The organism is Spirochaeta cellobiosiphila DSM 17781 (assembly GCF_000426705.1).
Taxonomy (GTDB): Bacteria; Spirochaetota; Spirochaetia; order DSM-17781; family DSM-17781; genus Spirochaeta_E; species Spirochaeta_E cellobiosiphila.
The window spans coordinates 644,958-663,233 of the sequence record NZ_KE384554.1; the positions used below are offsets into that span (position 1 = coordinate 644,958).

Here is an 18,276-nt window from a genome sequence, read left to right on the forward strand (position 1 = left end):
AGACTATAAGGAGCTCATTCATAATATGATCGTACTCAAATTTGGCGGTACAAGTGTACAAAGCAGTGATTGGATGGATAAATCCCTACAAATCGCCATTGATCAGCTTCATCGAAGTCCATTAATTGTATCATCAGCCATGGCAACAGTAACTAATGGTTTAGTTTCCATATCAGAATTAACTGGCAAAGGTCAATATTCTGAAGCAATGAGTGAGTTAGATAGAATAAAAGAACTTCACTTTACAACTGCAAACGCTTTTTTAACAAGTACCAACCTTGAGAATACTATTGATGAACTTAACACCCTATTTATATCCTTATCTTCATTAATTAAGGGATTATGTTTGTTACAGGAATGTAGCCCCACTTCTAATGCGGCATTATTATCCTATGGGGAACTGTTGTCGACAAAGCTTTTATCAGGAAGACTTACTGAAAAAGGAATACCCAATACATGGATAGACGCCAGACAGGTTATTGTCACCAATGAAGAATATGACTCAGCAGTACCTGATTTTAACTTAACAGGACAAAAAGTCATAAATAACATAAGACCTAATCCTAATCACATTTATGTTACCCAGGGCTTTATAGGGGCCACCACTAAAGGGGTCACTACTGTTCTTGGACGTGGGGGATCTGATTATTCTGCTACAATATTTGGAAGCTTATTGAATGTAGAGGAAGTCCAAATCTGGACTGATGTTACTGGTATTATGACAACAGATCCCCGCTTAGTACCCAATGCCATGACCATAGATTCCATTTCCTATGAAGAAGCAGCAGAAATGGCCTATTTTGGTGCGAAGGTAGTTCATCCCTCAACAATCCAGCCAGCAGTAGATAAACGAATACCTGTATGGGTGAAAAACACGAGGGAACCATCAGCTCCGGGAACAAAGATTTCCTTTCAAGCCCAGGGTGAGGGAATACGGGCAATTACAGGAAAGAAGAACATAACCTTAATTAATATATCCTCTACCAGAATGTTAAATGCCTATGGCTTTCTAGCGAAAATTTTCCAGATATTTGAAAAATACTCCACTTCTGTTGATTTAATTGCAACCAGTGAAGTATCAGTGTCCATGACCATTGAAGATAAAACCCATCTTCATGAAATCATTGATGAGATAAATGTATTTGCCAATGCTGTCTATGAGAACGATCAGGCTATAATCTGTCTGGTGGGCAAAAAATTATGGATGGATTCCAATTTTATTTCTAAGGTATTCTCTTTACTTTCAGAAACCCCCATACGCATGGTATCTTTAGGATCAAGTGATATAAACTTGAGTTTAGTCGTATCAGAACAGCATAGGGAGACCACCATAAAAGTCCTTCATAATGAGTTATTCCATGGAAACTAACTATAATATAGATATAATCAAAATGCGCTTAAGCCACAAAGATTATATCCTCATTGATCAAAAGAAAAATAACCTGGACAGGAACATTATCTTTCAAAAAGCCCAACTCATATGTCATAGAAAAAAAGGAATGGGAGCGCTTGGAATACTTTTGATAGAGTATAAGGATCACACTCCTTTCGTTACACTTATTGATAAGAAAGGTAATCCCAGTAATGATGTAGATGCCTATCTTTGTGCAGCAAGATATCTTTTCGAAAAGGGATCCTATGGAGAGGAGTCTTTTCATTTACAGACACCAAAGAACAAACTCGACATAACACACATAGAATTAGGTACTTACCTGCTTGATTTAGGGAGGGTATCAGCTCAAAAACAGGAGCTGAATAAACCTATACAAAGCGATCTGGCAAATATCAAAGTTAAGAATAAACATGAGACCCAATATATGTCCGACTTAACTCTAAACAACAAACAAAGCTATGTACATATTGCAACAACAACTCGAAAAAAGAAAGAGGAAGCAAACTTTTACACTACCTATAGAGGATTTATTCCTGCTAATGTAGAACTCCTAAGAGTTTACCCACAGAGTAATGATGAGTTTTTACTATCCATGGAAGATAGAAAGGGAAGTCTAATTGAGTCAGTAGCAAAAGGGGCCATTGCTCTAACCTTAAATGGGTTCGGTCAGGATCAAATGATTACAAACATCAATACTACTGAATTTTATATCAATTGGGCCTATACTGTTGGTGTAGCCTCAAAACCTGAATACATCTTAAGTGGAAGATTCACTTTTGATTTTGAAAACAGTGATAAAAATGCAGGAGATCTTTATTAATGGATCCGATATTTAGACGATTAAGTACTTTATTTAAAAGCTATTTACAGAATGAATCAGATAACACAAACTATTCTCAATCTTATTTTGACAACGAAGAACAAGAGGCCTGGGAGGAACTTGAAGAGTTCTTAAAAACAGGTCAGACAAAAAGTTCAACTCATTATCAAGATCATCGACAAAAACAAGACCAAAACATGAGCCAGGAAGAAATACTGTTACAAAAAGCATACATGGTATTAGGTTTAAAATCTGAGGCAACTTTTGAAGAAATAAAACAGCGTCATAAGGAGCTTTTATTAAAAAACCATCCTGATAAACATACAGATAGTGATTTTTCACAAAAAACAGCTACAGAGAAAACACAAGCTATAAACGAAGCTTTTCAGCTGATTAAAAAGAAGAAGAAATACAGATAAGGACTATAGAGTGATATTAAAAGTTATTTTATTAATAGGGTTATCTTTTTTGCTTAACCTCATATTTACACCTGTAATAATAAAATTATCTCATCGTAATTCCTGGTTTGATCATATAGATCAGAGAAAGATTCATGACGGACAAATTTCCCGATTAGGGGGAATAGGAATATATGTTTCTTTCTTTCTAGTTATGGTTGTTGGAGTCATCTTATACTTCCCAGAGGTAAAGAATAATATTCTTAGCTATATATTACTAATAGCAGGATTAACAACAATGAATATTGTAGGAACCATTGATGATTTTCATACCATAAGAGCCGTATATAAACTGGGAGGACAGATTCTAGCGGGAATACTCATTATTTCCGGCGGGTTTAGTATCCAAACAATTGAATTTCCCTTTTCCTCACTTTCTATTAATCTCGGTTACATTGGGCCAATATTAACATTATTTTGGTTAGTAGCACTTTCTAATGCTATTAATTTAATGGATGGATTAGATGGTTTGGCAGGAGGAATATCTTTATGGGCAGCTTTGGGAATGGGTTTATTAGGCATTATGACAAATTCAGAATCTGTACAGTTATTGTCTTTTCCTCTAGTAGGTTCTTTATTGGCCTTCCTTGTTTTTAATCTTCCTTTTCCTAAAGCTAAAATCTTTATGGGAGACTCTGGGGCTCTAACCATTGGATTTATAATTGCTACTCTGCCATTGCTATTCACACCGGGAAGAACCACGACTTTAAACTTGTTTGTACCAAGCTCGCTACTTATTCTCCCCATATTAGACACATTTGCTGCTATTATAAGAAGATTAAGAAATAAACAACCTATCCACCAACCAGATAGAGCTCACTTGCACCACAAGTTGCTGGATTTAGGATTTAATAATAAACAAATCCTATTAATAGTTTACTTATTTAGCTTTGTTGGAATACTAATGACCCTCTCCTGGTCTAAATTTGGTCATTACGTCGGTATACTATTAATATTTGGATTTTGGATAGTGGGAATTCTCTTTTTTACTATAATTCACTTTGCCAATAAAAGACTTCAAAAAGAAAGCCCTAACTAAGCATGCTTGGAAAACTCTTCTTCCAGATTATATTCATGTAATTTGCGATGAAGAGTTTTTCGACCAATACCAAGGATTTCAGCAGTTTTGCTTTTATTCCCTTTATAGTGGATGAGAGTGTTTCTAATCACTTCCTTTTCCGCCTCAGCCATAGTACTACCAATCGTCAGTTTGATCATTTGCCCTTCCTCATTATTTCTTATATGGGGAGGTAGATCATCAACAGTAATGACAGGACCTTTGGACATAACAACCGCACTTTCAATACAATTACGCAATTCTCTAATGTTACCTGGCCAGGAATAATTATTGAGGGCCATTCTGGCTTTGACATCCAAACCATGTATAACTTTTCCATTCTCCTCTGCCATTTCAACAAGGAAAGTCGAATACAATAAAGGAATATCTTCTTTTCTTTCTCTTAATGGGGGAATATGAATGTTAACAATATTAAGACGGTAATACAAATCTTCCCGGAAATTCCCCTTCTCTACTTCTTTTATCAAATCTCTATTAGTGGCCGCTACAATGCGAACATCAACGTCTAAAGTATCTTCTCCACCGACTCGTTCAAATTGCTTCTCCTGAAGAACTCTCAATAACTTTATTTGAACGCTCTGGTTGATTTCCCCGATTTCATCAAGGAATATGGTCCCCTTATGAGCTAACTCGAACCGTCCCTTCTTACGACCGACAGCCCCGGTGAAAGCGCCCTTCTCATGTCCAAATAGTTCTGACTCCAAAAGGCTTTCACTTAGGGCCGCACAATGGGTTTTTATAAGAGAACCCTCAGTGCGGTTAGATTGTCTATGGATAGCTTCAGCAACAAGCTCTTTACCAACACCACTCTCTCCAGTGATAAGTACAGATGCTTTTGTAGGGGCCACCTGGTTTATCAATTCAAAAATAGCCTGCATTTGGGAGGACTTCCCAATCATCTTGTTAAACTGTCTACGTTTTTCAATCTTTTCAACTTCTTCCTTCAGCATCTCGTGCTGGCGGATAAGCTCTCTGTTAGATAAAGCACGTTTCACTAATAGACCCAAATGGTCAAGGTTCACCGGTTTGGTTAAAAAGTCATAAGCACCATCTCGCATGGCATTAACGGCGTTCTCCACAGTACCATGTCCTGTAAGAACAATAACAGGGATAGTAGGAAAGGAGGAACTGATATACTTTAATAATTCTTCCCCTGACAACTTGGGCATCTTCAAATCGGTGATAATCAAATCGATGAGCTCATGTTTGAGTTTTTCCTGAGCATCTTGTCCATTTTCAGCCAGAACAATATTATATCCATCCATTTCAAGGGCGCTACCCAACCCTTGTCGAATATTCTTTTCATCATCCACTACCATAATAGTAAAGGTCATGGTTCTACTCCCTCCCACATAATCAGGTGCTTTTCTTTCTGAGGAATAGGAAAGGTGAAACAAAATTTAGTCCCTACCCCTTCATCCGAGTCTACTTGAATCTCGCCACCATGTTCCTTGATGATCTTGTAGACCAAGGTTAATCCCAATCCACTTCCAGAATCTTTTGTTGTAAAATAGGGTTCAAAGATCTTATCCCTTATGTCTTTCGGAATACCAATTCCTGTATCCTGTATCTCTAAATGAACTTCATTCTCCTTGGAATAGGTGCGAACCTTCAAAGTTCCCCCCCCTTCCATGGCATGAATAGCATTTTTTACAATGTTTAAAATGGCTTGTTTAATAAAACGTTCATCCATGTCAATCTGGGGAAGCTTTTCATCAAGATTCGTGACCATCTGAACATCTGACTGATCCATTTCAAAATGGAGGAAGTCCAACAGATCCACAACCACCTTATTCAAGTCCCCTTTAAGCATACTAGTATCCATTGGTCGAACAGCGAAAAGAAAATCAACAACAATACCATTGAGCCTTTCCACCTCTTCTGCAATAACATCCAAGAATTTCTCTATCCGGGGATAATCAAAATCCCCGCAGTTCTGATTCTTAAAGGATTTTTGTATCAATTGTAAATGAATACCAATACTACCGAGAGGATTTTTGATTTCATGGGCCACACCAGCAGCGAGAGTCGTCAGAGAAGCAAGGTTTTCAGCTCGTCTAAATCGAGCTTCCCTGTTCTTTTTATCGGTGATGTCCTCGATCTGAAATAAACTCCCCCTGATCTTGCCCTTTTGAACTAAAGGAAGAAGGGCCATAGAATAGATACGGAAAGAACCTCGAAAATCAAGACTCATCTCGTGATCTTCAAAATTAAGCTGTTTTTCCAGGCTTTCCCGGAGTAATTGGGATATATCAGAATCACTAACAGCTTCCCACAACAATGTACCTTCATGGGGACGTTTGTTCATAATAACATGACTGGGACGATTGCAGAACAAAATACGATGGGATTCATCGGTCACCACAACACCATGGGTCATGGAGCCTAAAACCATCTCAAATAATTCGTTTTCCTTAACCACCTCACCTAAAAGATTCTTAATCTGATTAGGTTCTAGTTTAGGTAACTTATCTAATGCTTTCTTTACGAATTTACTCACAGATTTGCCTATTTTCCTTCTTTTAAATTAAAGAATAAGCGCTCTAAAGCCAAGGATGGATTCTGGTTCAGTGTCTCTACACTAAAAAGACTATCCTTTACAATATTAAGAGTTCGTTCAAAACCCAGAAAATCAACATCTGCCGTGTTATGTAGATCCTGTCGAAAGGTTTTCACCAACTCTTCTAAGAATATACGAAAATAATCACGTCCCGCCAAATCTGGTAGCTGATAATCGACAATATCATTCTTAATCGCATCACGAAACTCAAGAGCATAGGCTTTCATAGTACCGGGAGCTAAACCCTTCCAGGCATAAAAGTATTCCTTAATACTTTCATACTCCCCAGAATCCTCACGGAAGATTCTCATAAGAATATCTTTCTGTTGTTCTATAGTTCTCTCAGGAAAGTTATAGATCCTTAATCGAGATAATAATGTAGGAAGAATGGAACCTCTCTGATTGGTAATCAAGAGAAAGAAGACATTATGGGGCGGTTCTTCAAGAATCTTTAAGAGGGCATTACGGGCGCTATCCTGCATCTGTTCAGCTTTATCAATGATCACGACCTTAGGATTGTTACTGGATTGATGACTCCAGGCCGCTATGCGTCTGATTTGATCAACAGGAATGGATTTAGGAACAAAACCAGAAAGCTTTTGACAATCCTCAAGTAAGCCTTTCTTTGTTTTTTCCAAATCCTTATCATTCAGTCGAGGCGCTTCCAGGGCAAATTGATCCAGATAGTCTTCAACAGAACTCAACAGATTTCGAAACTTTTTCATCTTCGCTTCCTCCCCTTCCCAAAGAAGAGGATGAAATCTTATAGTTAATTTACGAATAGCCCTTCGAACCACAAACTTTGAAAAGACCTTGTCAAAACGACTATAGACATCCAGAGCAGACTGTATCTCAGGTAAAAAGTCACCCTGTCCTAATATCAGCATAGAGGTATGCTCTAATTGCCTATGTAACTGACAATTACGGCATTGGCATCCCCAATCTGCTGATTCGGTGCACATTAAAGCCCGACCCACTTCTATGGCTGATGTCATTTTTCCAGAAAAAGGAGTCCCGACAAATAACATGCTTTGAGGCAGGAGTTTATTAGATATCTCACGAGTTAAAATATTAACCAGAGTAGGCTGATAGAGAATGTTATCAAACATTGAGTTTCTTTACTCCCTCTTCAAACAAGGATTGCCCCTGGGGGAGATAGGGAGAAATCCTCTCATAAAAAACAGATTCCCCCAAAAGCTTTTGAGGATCAAAAAGGGGTTGAATCTCAATAACCATAATCACCAGAAAGATAACAATAAGACCTTCCAAAGCACCTATAAGAATGCCCAGAATCCGGTCCAGGCCTTCCAGATTAAGGTTCTCCACCATATTAAGTATCATATTTTGAGCAAGTCTTAGAATAATCGCAAAACCTATAAAGATACCAAAGTAAGCCAGGTATATTGTGTTATCTCCCCAATCGAGGTAACCCTTTATATATTCAGAAGCTAAGGGACCCAAGGCAACAGCAAGGATTACCCCCCCGACAAGGGTCATAAAATTAATAATCTCAGTAACAAAACCACGAAACAATCCAAAAAATACAAAACCACCTAGTATCATCAAAAAAATGATGTCCATAAGGACAAGATTCATGACTGTAGCTCCTTTATAATTTCGTCTGCTAACAATTGGGAAGCCCCACCGGAAAAGACCTCACTAGCTCTTTGGCCCAAGGACAGGCGCTTATTATCATCTTCGGTTAGTTCTTTGACTTTGGGTAATAATTTATCCCCCGAAGCGGTTTTGCTTTCTAATACCCAAAGGGCGCCCTTATTCTCAAACAATTCCGCATTACGCACCTGATCCCCACGGGATCCTGAATCGAGAGGAATCAAGATAGTCGCCTTCCCCAAGCTACACAATTCCCATAAAGAGTTAGCTCCTGCCCGGGAAACCACAATGTCAGCTATATCATAAACATCAGCCATATCATCATGAAAATATTCAACAGCCTTATAATGAGGATTTGGATTTGCTTCTGCTACAAGATGGCCTTTCCCTCTTTGGTGAATGATATAGAGACCAAGATCCAACAGCTGAGCCTTGATTTCATCAATGATATCATTGATCTGTTTGGCCCCTGAAGAGCCGCCTAATACCAGAAGAACTTTCTTATCAGCTGGGATGGACCACTTTGTCTGAAGCTTCGTCTTATCCCCTTGGAAGAGAGCTTCCCTTAAAGGATTACCGGACACAACTAATTTTGATCTTAGTTTGCTAGAAAAATAAGAGAGAGATTCCTCATAAGGTAGGAAAATCTTCTTGGAAAATCGACTATTGATTTTAGTTGCCAAGCCGGGATCAAGATCTGATTCATGGCTATACACAGGGATCCTTAACAACCATGCAGCTAACACAGGAGGAACCGATACAAATCCCCCCTTGCTGAAAAGCAATCGAGGACGATGGAACATCAAATAAAAGAAAGCCTTAATGACTCCTGCAGTGATGCGAAACAAATCTAAAAAGTTCTGTATAGAAAAATACCTTCGTAACTTTCCCGAAGGCATACCTATATAAGGAATACGGGTTTGCTTAATGATGTCCCTTTCCATACCTTTAGAGGAACCTAACCAGCGAATATCCCAATCTTTTGATTTATTAAGCTTGTCGATGACAGCTAAAGCTGGATATACGTGACCTCCGGTACCACCACCAGTAAAGAAAACTCTGTTGTTCATGGTAACCCCTTGAATTGGTGAAGAGAATAAATTATTGTAATCCTATCATGAGAATAACAGGAATTTCAATCTTAATCAGTTTACTTATTACAAGCTTCAACCTCTACGGTCAGAACTTAACAGCAGAGGAAGAAGAGACCTACGCAAAGGAAAACAAAGTCATTGCCTTTGCCTCAAGCCTAGACAACCTTCGCTTGCAGCCTTCAAGTCAGAAAGCCATCACTTTTCCCTCTGATTTTGACCCCAGCCTCACAATTGAAGGACTCTATCGTTTAGACAAACCAACAGGCCTAACAGACAAAGAAGTATTGTTGAAGATATATAATGTCTTAAACAAGGTAAGCACACTCAAAGGAATCGAATATTATTCTGCATCCCGAGGACATATGCGAACCCTTTTCGTAGAATCCGCCCGTATTGAAAATCTCAATGCAAAAGAGACCTTAAAGGATTTACAATTTGATACCCTCCCTGACCATCAAAGCTTATATGTAGCTCAGGAAGATAAAACGTTTGGAAAGCATAGATCTCAGATAATTTATACTGTAGAAAACAATTCCATTATTATGGAAATCAAGAATAAAACCCCTATGAAAGTGGCCTTTATCACCTTATTAAAGCCCGATAATTTTATTATCCGTCTACAAGTATCAGTGGAAGAAGATCATGTGCTCCTTTATGGAGTCATGTCCGCAGATACTGTTAAATTATTCGGATTAGCCAAAAGCAAGGAAGATTCCTTTTACTATCGTCTAATAGCCATTAACGATTGGTTTGAAAGAGAATATATGAACACAATCCTTAAATAGCTAACCAAATTCTAACAACTTTCTAACAACAGACTCACCCCCTATGAAGATTATGTATTGTCTACAACGGGGGGAAGTTTTTTTGCGACAACAATTAAAACATCAAATAGATAGCATTAATCAGAACATATTACGTCTGGGAACCATGATAGAAGAGAGCCTTTGGACGGCCACCCAGGCTCTAATCGATTCGGACATGAGAAAAGCCCAATCTGTTCTGGATAATAAAGAAGAGATGGCAAGCTTCAAGAGTGACCTAATCACAAAAGTTCTAACATCCATTGCCACAGAACATCCCATAGCAACAGACTTACAAAATCTCATGTCAGGGATACGGGTTATCTTTGAACTGGAGAGAATGGCCGATTATTGCGGCCACATGGCCACAGCTGTTATAGAGCTCGGAACAGAACAAAGACGCTATCCTTCCGGTTCTGTCAGGAAGATCTCCGAATCCTGTATTCTCCTGTTAAGACAAGTCTTAAGTGATTTTTTACATAAAACAGATAGAAATCAACAAGAGGCCCTAAGGGAATCACAAAAAATAAAAGACCTAATTGGGGCATTACGGTATAAATTAAAACAAAAGATGAAAGAGGATCCCCAGTATGTGGATCAATGTCTGACAGTATATTCCATGATTTCTAGTTTAGAAGGTTTTGGAAATAGAACCGTGAATATCGCCTCAGAAATTCATATAATGAGATAATCAACGAGGGAGGACAGAAATGGCTCACGAGACAATATTGATTGTTGAAGATGACGCAGATATTTTAGAACTAATTGCTTACAACCTGGAAGCTCAAGGATATAAGGTTCTTCGGGCAGGTAATGGGGAAAATGGACTAAGGCAGGCCAAGGAAAAAGAACCGGATCTAGTCATATTGGATATCATGTTACCCGGTATTGATGGACTGGATGTGTGTAGAACAATTAAATCGACCCCTGAGACAGGGAACATACCTATCATAATGTTAACAGCCAAAAGCGAGGATTCTGATATCATCACCGGCCTGGAATTAGGAGCCGATGACTATATTGCCAAACCTTTTAGCCCTAATATTCTCATAGCCAGGATCAGAGCCGTATTAAGAAGAAAAACAGAAAAGAACACAAAAGAAACCGTAATTCGAGTACAAAGCATAAAAATAGATGTGTCCCGACACGAAGTCTTTATCGATGACGAACCTATTAATTTGTCTGCTACCGAATTCGCTATACTTAAGTTTTTAGCAGAAAATCCCGGTTGGGTATTCTCACGCAATCAAATCATAGATGCAGTCAGAGGTGGGAACTATCCTGTAACCGAACGTTCTGTAGACGTGCAGATCCTGGGACTTCGAAAGAAATTAGGAACACAAGGTTCTTGTATTGAAACGGTCAGAGGTATAGGTTACAGGTTGCAAGGAGCTCGTTAGTGCGGCCTAAAACCTTATTAGCCCAACTTTACTCAGTATATATTTTAACCATATTCATCTCTTTTCTGATACTAACCATTATCAGCATCACCTCCATACGCTCACAATCAATTCAAAACATAACCAGTGAATTGACAGATCAAGCCGTTATATGGAGGAGCATATCTTCCAATTCTGCTTTAGCCAGTTCCTTAACAGCGTTAGATAAAAACCTGAAAGAGATCACTAGCAGTTCTAAAACCAGAGTTACAGTAGTGAATAAACAAGGAAACGTTGTAGCAGACTCGGATTATGATGTCACTATCATGGAGAACCATAACAAACGTCCCGAAGTTCAAGAGGCTATGTTGGGAAAAATTGGTGTGGCCACCCGCTACTCCCGGACACTCAATCAGGATATGCTATACGTAGCTATCCCCTATTATAATGATGGCGGGGATATCATAGGAGTGGTACGAACCGCCAAAGCGATTACCTCCATTAAGGAGGAAATGGGGAACACCTTAGAAAGGGTGGGCCTCTTCAGTATCTTCATCCTGATCATAACAGCCATCATCACCTGGTTTACAGCCAACAGGATAACCAAACAATTATCCCTCTTAACAAAAGCAGCAGAGGCTTTCTCAAAAAGGGACTTTACCCATCCCCTACCGGATAAAAAGACCACAGAAATAGCCCAGTTAAGTAATACCATCGTAAAAATGGCTACCGACCTTAACGAAGGCATCATCACCACAGAAAGACAAAAGAAAGAATTAGAAGCCATGCTCTCCAGCATGGTAGAAGCGGTTATCGTCATTGATAATCAATTGAGAATCAAATCAGTCAATCCCGCGGCGTCACAGATCTTTAGAATAGAGGAGACCAAAGTAAAGGGGTTAAGCCTTTTAGAAGTATTCCATTCTACAGAACTCCATAAATTAGCCATGACCACTGACCACACAAGCTTTCAGGAAAAGGATATAACCCTAACAGGACCTCCGGAGCAGTATTTTAGAGTTCACTCTACCTTGCTCACAGGGGAGAATAATCAAAAAGTAGGCATTCTCATGGTGATGAACAACATTACCAGAATGAAACGACTGGAAAGGATGCGCCAGGATTTCGTAGCTAATGTTAGCCATGAGTTGCGTACTCCTATCACAAGCATAATGGGTTTTGTAGAGACACTCCGTAACGGGGCCCTCTCCCAACCTCAACACGCAGAACACTTCCTTAGTATTATAGACAAACAAAGTCATCGTCTAGCCTCCATCATTGATGATCTTCTTAGCCTAAGTGGGATCGAACAAGTAGAGGGAGGAGAAATTGAAAGACACAATTTTAATCTAACCACAACACTCCAGTCTTGCGTTCAGACACAACAACAGATCTGTGAGAAGAAAAATATTGGAATAAAGATTGATTGTTCTGATCGCCTCATTATCAATGCCAATAGTCTACTCATTGAACAGGCTATTCAGAACCTGGTATCTAATGCAGTAAAGTACAGTCCAGAAAAAAGCCTCATCCAGATACAGGCAGAACAGAATAAGACATCAACCATCATCAGGGTCATTGATAATGGTCCTGGCATACCAGAACAATATCTGGAAAGAATTTTTGAACGCTTCTTTAGGGTAGATAAAGCCCGTAGTCGCGAAGTGGGAGGAACCGGTCTCGGCCTTGCCATCGTCAAACATATTGCCATGGTACACGGGGGCACTGTAGAAGTGGAGAGTGATGAAGGTTCTGGAAGTACTTTTACCCTCACCATTCCCCGTTAATTTACTTTTACGTCTCTCAATATCTACAATAAGCTTGAGGACTAAGAGAGGAACTTCGTCTAAGAGCCTCTCAGAAGTGATGATGTTGAATGTATCTTTTAACAATCCTAAGGCAATACGATCCAATTTGAGTACAAGTGTATGTAGAACGGTCAAGAAGTCTTCTGATTCTATGAAGCCTCCATGTTTAACATTTAAACACCACTTGTCAAAGATTATTCCTGCGCCTAGTCGCCAATCTGAACTTTGAGGTTACCGTAGTCTCTAATAATCTGACCATACTCGACCTGATAGGACAAAGTATACAAGCCTTCAGGAAGGTCTCTGGCAAGGGAGGATGTTAACTTTGAAGGGGTAATATTGGCCGGCTTTAGATCATAAATCTTTCCAGAAGAGTCCTTTAAGTTGAGTTTGTAACGCCCCTCATAATGATAAATCTTCAAGTTACTGCCTGTGAGAGCAAAAGCATTTCCTCTAGTGATTTTGTAGTACCCCTCTTCATTAGGGATATTCGAATCACTAGCAAAATCATGGATTCCCTTCAAATACTGTTTTGTTATTCCCTCTTGTCTTTTATGAAAGCTGATATGGGAACTGATCTTGTCATTAAGACCGATAGCAGGACGAAAGACGACATGAGTAGTATGTTTATCCTTATCAAAGAGATCACCTTCCTTTTGAAAGCGGCCTTTCATAAATAAGCGAGCCTGAAACAAGCCTGTAGCGAGGGAATATCCTTTTTGTAAATGCTCAATAATGACCTCTTCATAGAGGCTAATAACGGCCAGGGCGTCCTGTCTGGTGATGGTCGTGTTCTTGGCCACCATACTATCAATAATATCGTTAGGATCTAGATGATCTATATATTGGATCTTTCCATGGTAGCCAGCCTCTTCATTTACATGATTTTTCTGTGTTTCATAATAGATAATTTGTTCATTCATTTTGGGATCCTCACTTTTTACTTACTAATATAACATCTCGAAAGGGCTTTTCAAAACTTTTTACTGGGCCTTTAAAAAATCTCGAAAGGGCCTTTCGAGATTGTAGTGGGTACTGAAAAGAAAAGGATAGCCTATTAAGGAGAGTTGAGAGATCAAGCTTTTTTTAATCACCTTAGTTATCCTTTAGTGTTTAGGGCATAAAAAAAGCCTTCACAAAGAAGGCTTTACTGTATAGGAATCTACACTATGTAAAATAGAACAGTCACACAATCACACTTACTATTGTTATTGAAAACTAAACATGACACTACCGTCACTGCCAGCTTGATACGTGGGTAGTTTGCCATCCCATTTATCAATCCACATGGCTTTTAGGATCGCATCATTATAAGATGTTTGTTTAAGTCTATTAGCTTCAGCTTCGGCTCTCGCTTCTATTAATTTAGCATCAGCTACACCTTGGGCTTTAGCGATGGCTTTTTTTGCTTCTGCTTCTGACTCTCTTAATTCATTTTCTCTTTGTATTGCTTGTAAATTGGCATTTATTTTATTTTTAATGGCTTGGACAATATCAGAGGGATAGCGAGGAGCACCAACAATATAAACCTTAGAAACATCTATTCCTTTTGGTTTAAAATATTCCATTGTATCCTTTTCCACATCTTCGATAAGATCAACAGCTCCATTCGTTGATACAAAGTTTTCTGCATTTGTATATTTTTTAGCGTTTCTTAACACAGCATCTCTTATATAGTTTCTCATGGGGCCAGAAGTGATACCTGCTAAATCTTTTCGGTATTCGCTAAAAATAGTCTCCACCTTTTCAGGATTTACAGCAAACTCAACGCCAATATCAACACCAACATTAAGACCTTCGACAGGGAAAGTGAAGGATTCATCATTTTTTGATCCTTCCGTTCTACTAGCTGTCCATACATAATTTTGTTTAAAAGTTGGGAAAATAAAGTCATCTGCACTCAATTTTATTCCATACCTACCGGTCGTTAAAACTTCGATTTCACCAGCACGACTACCTCTTTTGTGGACTCTTACATCTACATAGCCAGGGTTAACATCTGTACAGCTAGCGAATAAAATGGCAATAAGTAAAAATAAAATAGTTTTTCTCATTAGTTCTCCAATTTTTGTTTTATAGATTTGATTAATATCGCTATAGGAATAATTAATAATAGATCAAAGAAAATACCAACAATATACAATATATCGTTTCCAGAATCTAACAGCCAACCACCAATAATAATTACACCTAGAATAATTATTGCTACTATTTTTATAAGATCTATAATAATAGAGATCATTTTTTACACTCCTTTTAAACCCAATAAAAGATGTTCAATTTTAATACAAATAAGTTGATATCTTGGTCTATTTTATTATTCCTTAACTATATTCAGAGACCGTGTCTCACAGGCAAGAGAATAACTTATTTGAAAATTTATGAGAAGACCTTATAAAGGAGAATGAAGACGCTCTTGTTCCCGCGACCAGTATGGCAATGAAAACTTGTAGATAAGAATCAGACACTATCCAATAAGTGTTAGAACAACCTTCTTTAAGATTTAGGACATAAAAAAAGACCGATCTTATCGATCGGTCTCTTAATGGGCGAAGAGGGACTTGAACCCCCGACATCCTGCTTGTAAGGCAGGCGCTCTCCCAACTGAGCTATTCGCCCTCAAGGTCATGGGCGATGAGGGACTTGAACCCCCGACATCCTGCTTGTAAGGCAGGCGCTCTCCCAACTGAGCTAATCGCCCTTGATGTCGGCAAATATAGCAGAACCCCATAAAAGGGTCAACCCATTTTTATGCAAAAAGAATTACCATCACATAGCCCTGTTCGTAAGGGGCTATCCCCCATCCTATTCGTGTCCATTTGGATGTCAAAATAACCTTTCTATGACTGGCACTTTTCATCCAGCCATGGAGAATCTGATCTACTGTAGGACCGGCACCAAGAATCTCCCCTACGGTCCAGTAATCCCCCCCTTCCTGCTGAACCCGGTAAGCGGCTCCATGGCCGGAATCATCTCTATGACGGAGGGAACCTTCTGTAACCAAGGTTAAAGCATATTTACGGGCTGTCTGTGTGAGAATAGGATCTTCCCTTAGTTCTGATAGCTGATTCTCCAGTCGAATATTGATGATCTGATCGATGATAGGGGCATCCTGAGAATCAGCATAACTATTTAAAGCACTAAAAAATAACATTACAATAAACCACATACATTTCCCTCTTCGGACAGAGCTTCACAACCCATTACCATTATGTTAGTATACACAGCGGGAGAAAATATGCCGAAAACGACAAGAAATATTGGTATCATGGCCCATATTGATGCCGGTAAAACAACAACAACAGAACGAATCTTGTTCTATACAGGGAAAAGCCATCGTATTGGTGAAGTAGATACAGGTAATGCTACCATGGACTGGATGGAACAGGAACAAAATAGAGGTATCACCATTACCAGTGCTGCCACGTCCTGTGAATGGAATGATGTAAAGATTAACATCATCGATACTCCCGGACATGTTGATTTTACTGCCGAAGTAGAACGATCACTTAGAGTATTAGATGGTGCGGTCGCTATTTTTTGTGCTGTAGGTGGAGTAGAACCACAATCAGAGACAGTATGGCACCAAGCTGACAGATATAAAGTTCCTCGTATTGCTTTTGTGAACAAGATGGACCGGATCGGAGCTGATTTTGCGGCTGTCTTAGAAGATATGCGGGCTAAGCTTAAGGCAAACCCTGTAGCCATCCAAATCCCTATTGGCGCAGAAAGTGATTTTGAAGCTGTCATAGATCTGATAAAAATGAAAGAACTCCACTGGGAGGGAGATCAAGGTCAGAGTATTATTGAAAAAGATATTAGACCGGATTTACAGTCCCAGGCGGATGAATGGAGAGATAAACTCCTTGATAGTGTATCTGCTTACTCAGAAGAACTGACAGACTTATATCTGGAAGGGGAAGACATTGCCCCCGAGTTAATCCATAAGGTGCTCAGAGAGCAAACTCTTGCACAAACCTTGGTCCCTGTTTTAACAGGTGCCAGCTTGAGAAACATTGGTGTACAGCCTGTATTGGATGCCGTCATTGACTACTTACCCTCAATTGAGGAATTACCCCCTGTTCTCGGACATCACTTCAAGACAGGTGACCAACTTGAGATTCCCAGAGATCCTAAGGGGCCTTTATCTGCCTTGGTTTTTAAAATTCAGAATGATCCTCAAGCAGGTCCAATGTGTTTTGTCCGGGTCTATTCTGGTGTCCTAAAAAGCGGAACGGCTGTTTATAATGTTAATAAAGAAAAAAAAGAACGGGTTAACCGTCTCTTAAGAATGCACTCCAATAGGCCAGAACAGGTAGATGCTATTGAAGCAGGAGATATTGCCGCAGTTATAGGATTCAAGTTTGCCCAGACAGGAGATACCATCGGAGTTGATGCTAAGTCACCCTATCTGGAATTGATGGATTTTCCCGAGCCTGTTATCTCTGTTGCGATTGAGCCTAAGTCTATCTCTGATCAGGATAAACTTCGTAATATCCTGGAACTTTTGAGTAAAGAAGATCCTACTTTTGTTTACAAGGAAAATGAAGACACAGGACAATTAGTCATCTCCGGAATGGGGGAACTTCATCTGGATGTTCTTGTGACTCGAATCCTGGATGATTACAAGGTGGCCGCCAAGGTCGGTAATCCTCAGGTATCCTATCGTGAGACAGTTACCCAGAAGACAACCCTCGTTGAAGAGTTCGATAAAACCATTGGTGGCAAGTCTAATTATGCCAAGCTCAAGTTAACCCTGGAGCCTACGAAGAACGAAGGAAATATCGTTGAAGTGAAAGCTTCTACCAAGGATATACCCAAGCAATTCATTGAGGCGATTAAAAGAGGTCTTGAGTCCTCCTTTGGTTCTGGGACATTACTTGGTTATCCCGTTATTGACACGAAGGTTACTGTAGAAGAGATTGACTATACAGAAGAAGGGGCTACAGAGTTTGCCTATGAAGCAGCAGCTTCTCTTGGTTTCGATAATGCCTTTAGATCCGCTACACCCGTTCAACTAGAACCGGTAATGCAAGTGGATATTTTCACACCTGCTGAATATGTGGGTGATGTTATTGGGAATTTAACCAGCCGGGGAGGTATTGTGAACAGCATGGAAAGTAAAACTGCTGTTGAACATGTTAAAGCCATGGCTCCTTTGGTTAAGATGTTTGGTTATTCCACTGTTTTAAGAAGTCAGACCCAAGGAAGGGGAACCTTTGCTATGGAGTTTGATCACTTCGCCCCTAAACAATAATTAATAAAAAAG

General features: G+C 39.3%; 18 protein-coding genes and 2 tRNA genes. 9 read left to right on the top strand and 11 right to left on the bottom strand.

All coding sequences use genetic code 11. The annotated features are described in order from the left end of the window. Positions 1-25: 25 nt before the first annotated feature. The 4 genes from lysC to K345_RS0109845 are packed head-to-tail and all read left to right on the top strand — an operon-like array spanning position 26 to position 3,710. On the top strand, positions 26-1,369 hold the full coding sequence (gene lysC / locus K345_RS0109830; RefSeq protein ID WP_028974007.1) for a lysine-sensitive aspartokinase 3: 1,344 nt from the start codon (positions 26-28) through the stop codon (positions 1,367-1,369). Beyond that, complete coding sequence (locus tag K345_RS0109835; protein ID WP_028974008.1) at positions 1,359-2,213, top strand: diaminopimelate epimerase; 855 nt, start codon at positions 1,359-1,361, stop codon at positions 2,211-2,213. The genes lysC and K345_RS0109835 overlap by 11 nt, the downstream gene beginning before the upstream one ends. Then, positions 2,213-2,632, top strand: a complete 420-nt coding sequence (locus K345_RS0109840; RefSeq protein WP_028974009.1) for a J domain-containing protein — start codon at positions 2,213-2,215, stop codon at positions 2,630-2,632. Before K345_RS0109835 ends, K345_RS0109840 begins: the two co-directional genes overlap by 1 nt. Before the next feature lie 10 nt (positions 2,633-2,642). Then, positions 2,643-3,710 carry an MraY family glycosyltransferase gene (locus K345_RS0109845; protein WP_028974010.1) on the top strand — a complete coding sequence of 356 codons (1,068 nt, stop codon included), beginning with the start codon at positions 2,643-2,645 and terminating at the stop codon, positions 3,708-3,710. Here K345_RS0109845 and K345_RS0109850 read toward each other — a convergent pair. Genes K345_RS0109850 through murG form a run of 5 tightly spaced genes read right to left on the bottom strand, consistent with a single transcriptional unit; the run spans position 3,707 to position 8,993 of the window. After that, the gene (locus tag K345_RS0109850) at positions 3,707-5,083 is read right to left on the bottom strand and encodes a sigma-54-dependent transcriptional regulator (RefSeq protein WP_028974011.1); all 1,377 of its coding nucleotides are present in this window, start codon (positions 5,081-5,083) and stop codon (positions 3,707-3,709) included. The two genes, K345_RS0109845 and K345_RS0109850, sit on opposite strands and share 4 nt — an antisense overlap. Next, positions 5,080-6,249, bottom strand: a complete 1,170-nt coding sequence (locus tag K345_RS0109855; RefSeq protein ID WP_028974012.1) for a two-component system sensor histidine kinase NtrB — start codon at positions 6,247-6,249, stop codon at positions 5,080-5,082. The genes K345_RS0109850 and K345_RS0109855 overlap by 4 nt, the downstream gene beginning before the upstream one ends. Before the next feature lie 8 nt (positions 6,250-6,257). Then, positions 6,258-7,418, bottom strand: a complete 1,161-nt coding sequence (locus tag K345_RS0109860; RefSeq protein ID WP_028974013.1) for a DNA polymerase III subunit delta' — start codon at positions 7,416-7,418, stop codon at positions 6,258-6,260. Further along, positions 7,411-7,905 carry a CvpA family protein gene (locus tag K345_RS0109865; protein WP_028974014.1) on the bottom strand — a complete coding sequence of 165 codons (495 nt, stop codon included), beginning with the start codon at positions 7,903-7,905 and terminating at the stop codon, positions 7,411-7,413. Before K345_RS0109865 ends, K345_RS0109860 begins: the two co-directional genes overlap by 8 nt. Beyond that, complete coding sequence (gene murG / locus K345_RS0109870; RefSeq protein WP_028974015.1) at positions 7,902-8,993, bottom strand: undecaprenyldiphospho-muramoylpentapeptide beta-N-acetylglucosaminyltransferase; 1,092 nt, start codon at positions 8,991-8,993, stop codon at positions 7,902-7,904. Before murG ends, K345_RS0109865 begins: the two co-directional genes overlap by 4 nt. A 47-nt stretch (positions 8,994-9,040) precedes the next feature. On the opposite strand from murG, the gene K345_RS0109875 reads away from it, so the two are divergent. From K345_RS0109875 to K345_RS20580, 4 genes are all read left to right on the top strand, one after another. Beyond that, complete coding sequence (locus K345_RS0109875) at positions 9,041-9,802, top strand: DUF6675 family protein (protein ID WP_028974016.1); 762 nt, start codon at positions 9,041-9,043, stop codon at positions 9,800-9,802. An 82-nt stretch (positions 9,803-9,884) separates the two neighbouring features. Beyond that, positions 9,885-10,511, top strand: coding sequence for a phosphate signaling complex PhoU family protein (locus K345_RS0109880; protein ID WP_028974017.1), 627 nt, complete (start codon positions 9,885-9,887; stop codon positions 10,509-10,511). 19 nt (positions 10,512-10,530) lie between these two features. Continuing rightward, positions 10,531-11,220, top strand: a complete 690-nt coding sequence (locus tag K345_RS0109885; protein ID WP_028974018.1) for a response regulator — start codon at positions 10,531-10,533, stop codon at positions 11,218-11,220. Then, on the top strand, positions 11,220-12,986 hold the full coding sequence (locus K345_RS20580) for a sensor histidine kinase (protein WP_053228198.1): 1,767 nt from the start codon (positions 11,220-11,222) through the stop codon (positions 12,984-12,986). The genes K345_RS0109885 and K345_RS20580 overlap by 1 nt, the downstream gene beginning before the upstream one ends. 227 nt (positions 12,987-13,213) lie before the next feature. Here the strand turns inward: K345_RS20580 and K345_RS0109895 are convergent, their stop codons facing one another. The 6 genes from K345_RS0109895 to K345_RS0109920 all read right to left on the bottom strand — a co-directional run bounded on the left by K345_RS0109895 (position 13,214) and on the right by K345_RS0109920 (position 16,176). Then, positions 13,214-13,930, bottom strand: a complete 717-nt coding sequence (locus tag K345_RS0109895; protein WP_028974019.1) for a DNA-binding domain-containing protein — start codon at positions 13,928-13,930, stop codon at positions 13,214-13,216. Between the two features lie 285 nt (positions 13,931-14,215). After that, positions 14,216-15,061: an SPFH domain-containing protein gene (locus tag K345_RS0109900; protein ID WP_028974020.1), complete on the bottom strand. Its 846-nt coding sequence runs from the start codon at positions 15,059-15,061 to the stop codon at positions 14,216-14,218. Further along, the gene (locus K345_RS0109905; protein ID WP_028974021.1) at positions 15,061-15,249 is read right to left on the bottom strand and encodes a hypothetical protein; all 189 of its coding nucleotides are present in this window, start codon (positions 15,247-15,249) and stop codon (positions 15,061-15,063) included. Before K345_RS0109905 ends, K345_RS0109900 begins: the two co-directional genes overlap by 1 nt. Before the next feature lie 304 nt (positions 15,250-15,553). Continuing rightward, positions 15,554-15,626: transfer RNA gene (locus K345_RS0109910), tRNA-Val, on the bottom strand. Positions 15,627-15,635: 9 nt separating this feature from the next. Beyond that, positions 15,636-15,708, bottom strand: a tRNA-Val gene (locus K345_RS0109915). Positions 15,709-15,756: 48 nt separating this feature from the next. Further along, positions 15,757-16,176, bottom strand: coding sequence for a CAP domain-containing protein (locus tag K345_RS0109920; protein ID WP_028974022.1), 420 nt, complete (start codon positions 16,174-16,176; stop codon positions 15,757-15,759). Positions 16,177-16,245: 69 nt separating this feature from the next. Here K345_RS0109920 and fusA point away from each other — a divergent pair, with 69 nt between their 5' ends. Beyond that, positions 16,246-18,264 carry an elongation factor G gene (gene fusA / locus K345_RS0109925; RefSeq protein ID WP_028974023.1) on the top strand — a complete coding sequence of 673 codons (2,019 nt, stop codon included), beginning with the start codon at positions 16,246-16,248 and terminating at the stop codon, positions 18,262-18,264. The last annotated feature ends 12 nt before the right edge of the window (positions 18,265-18,276 follow it).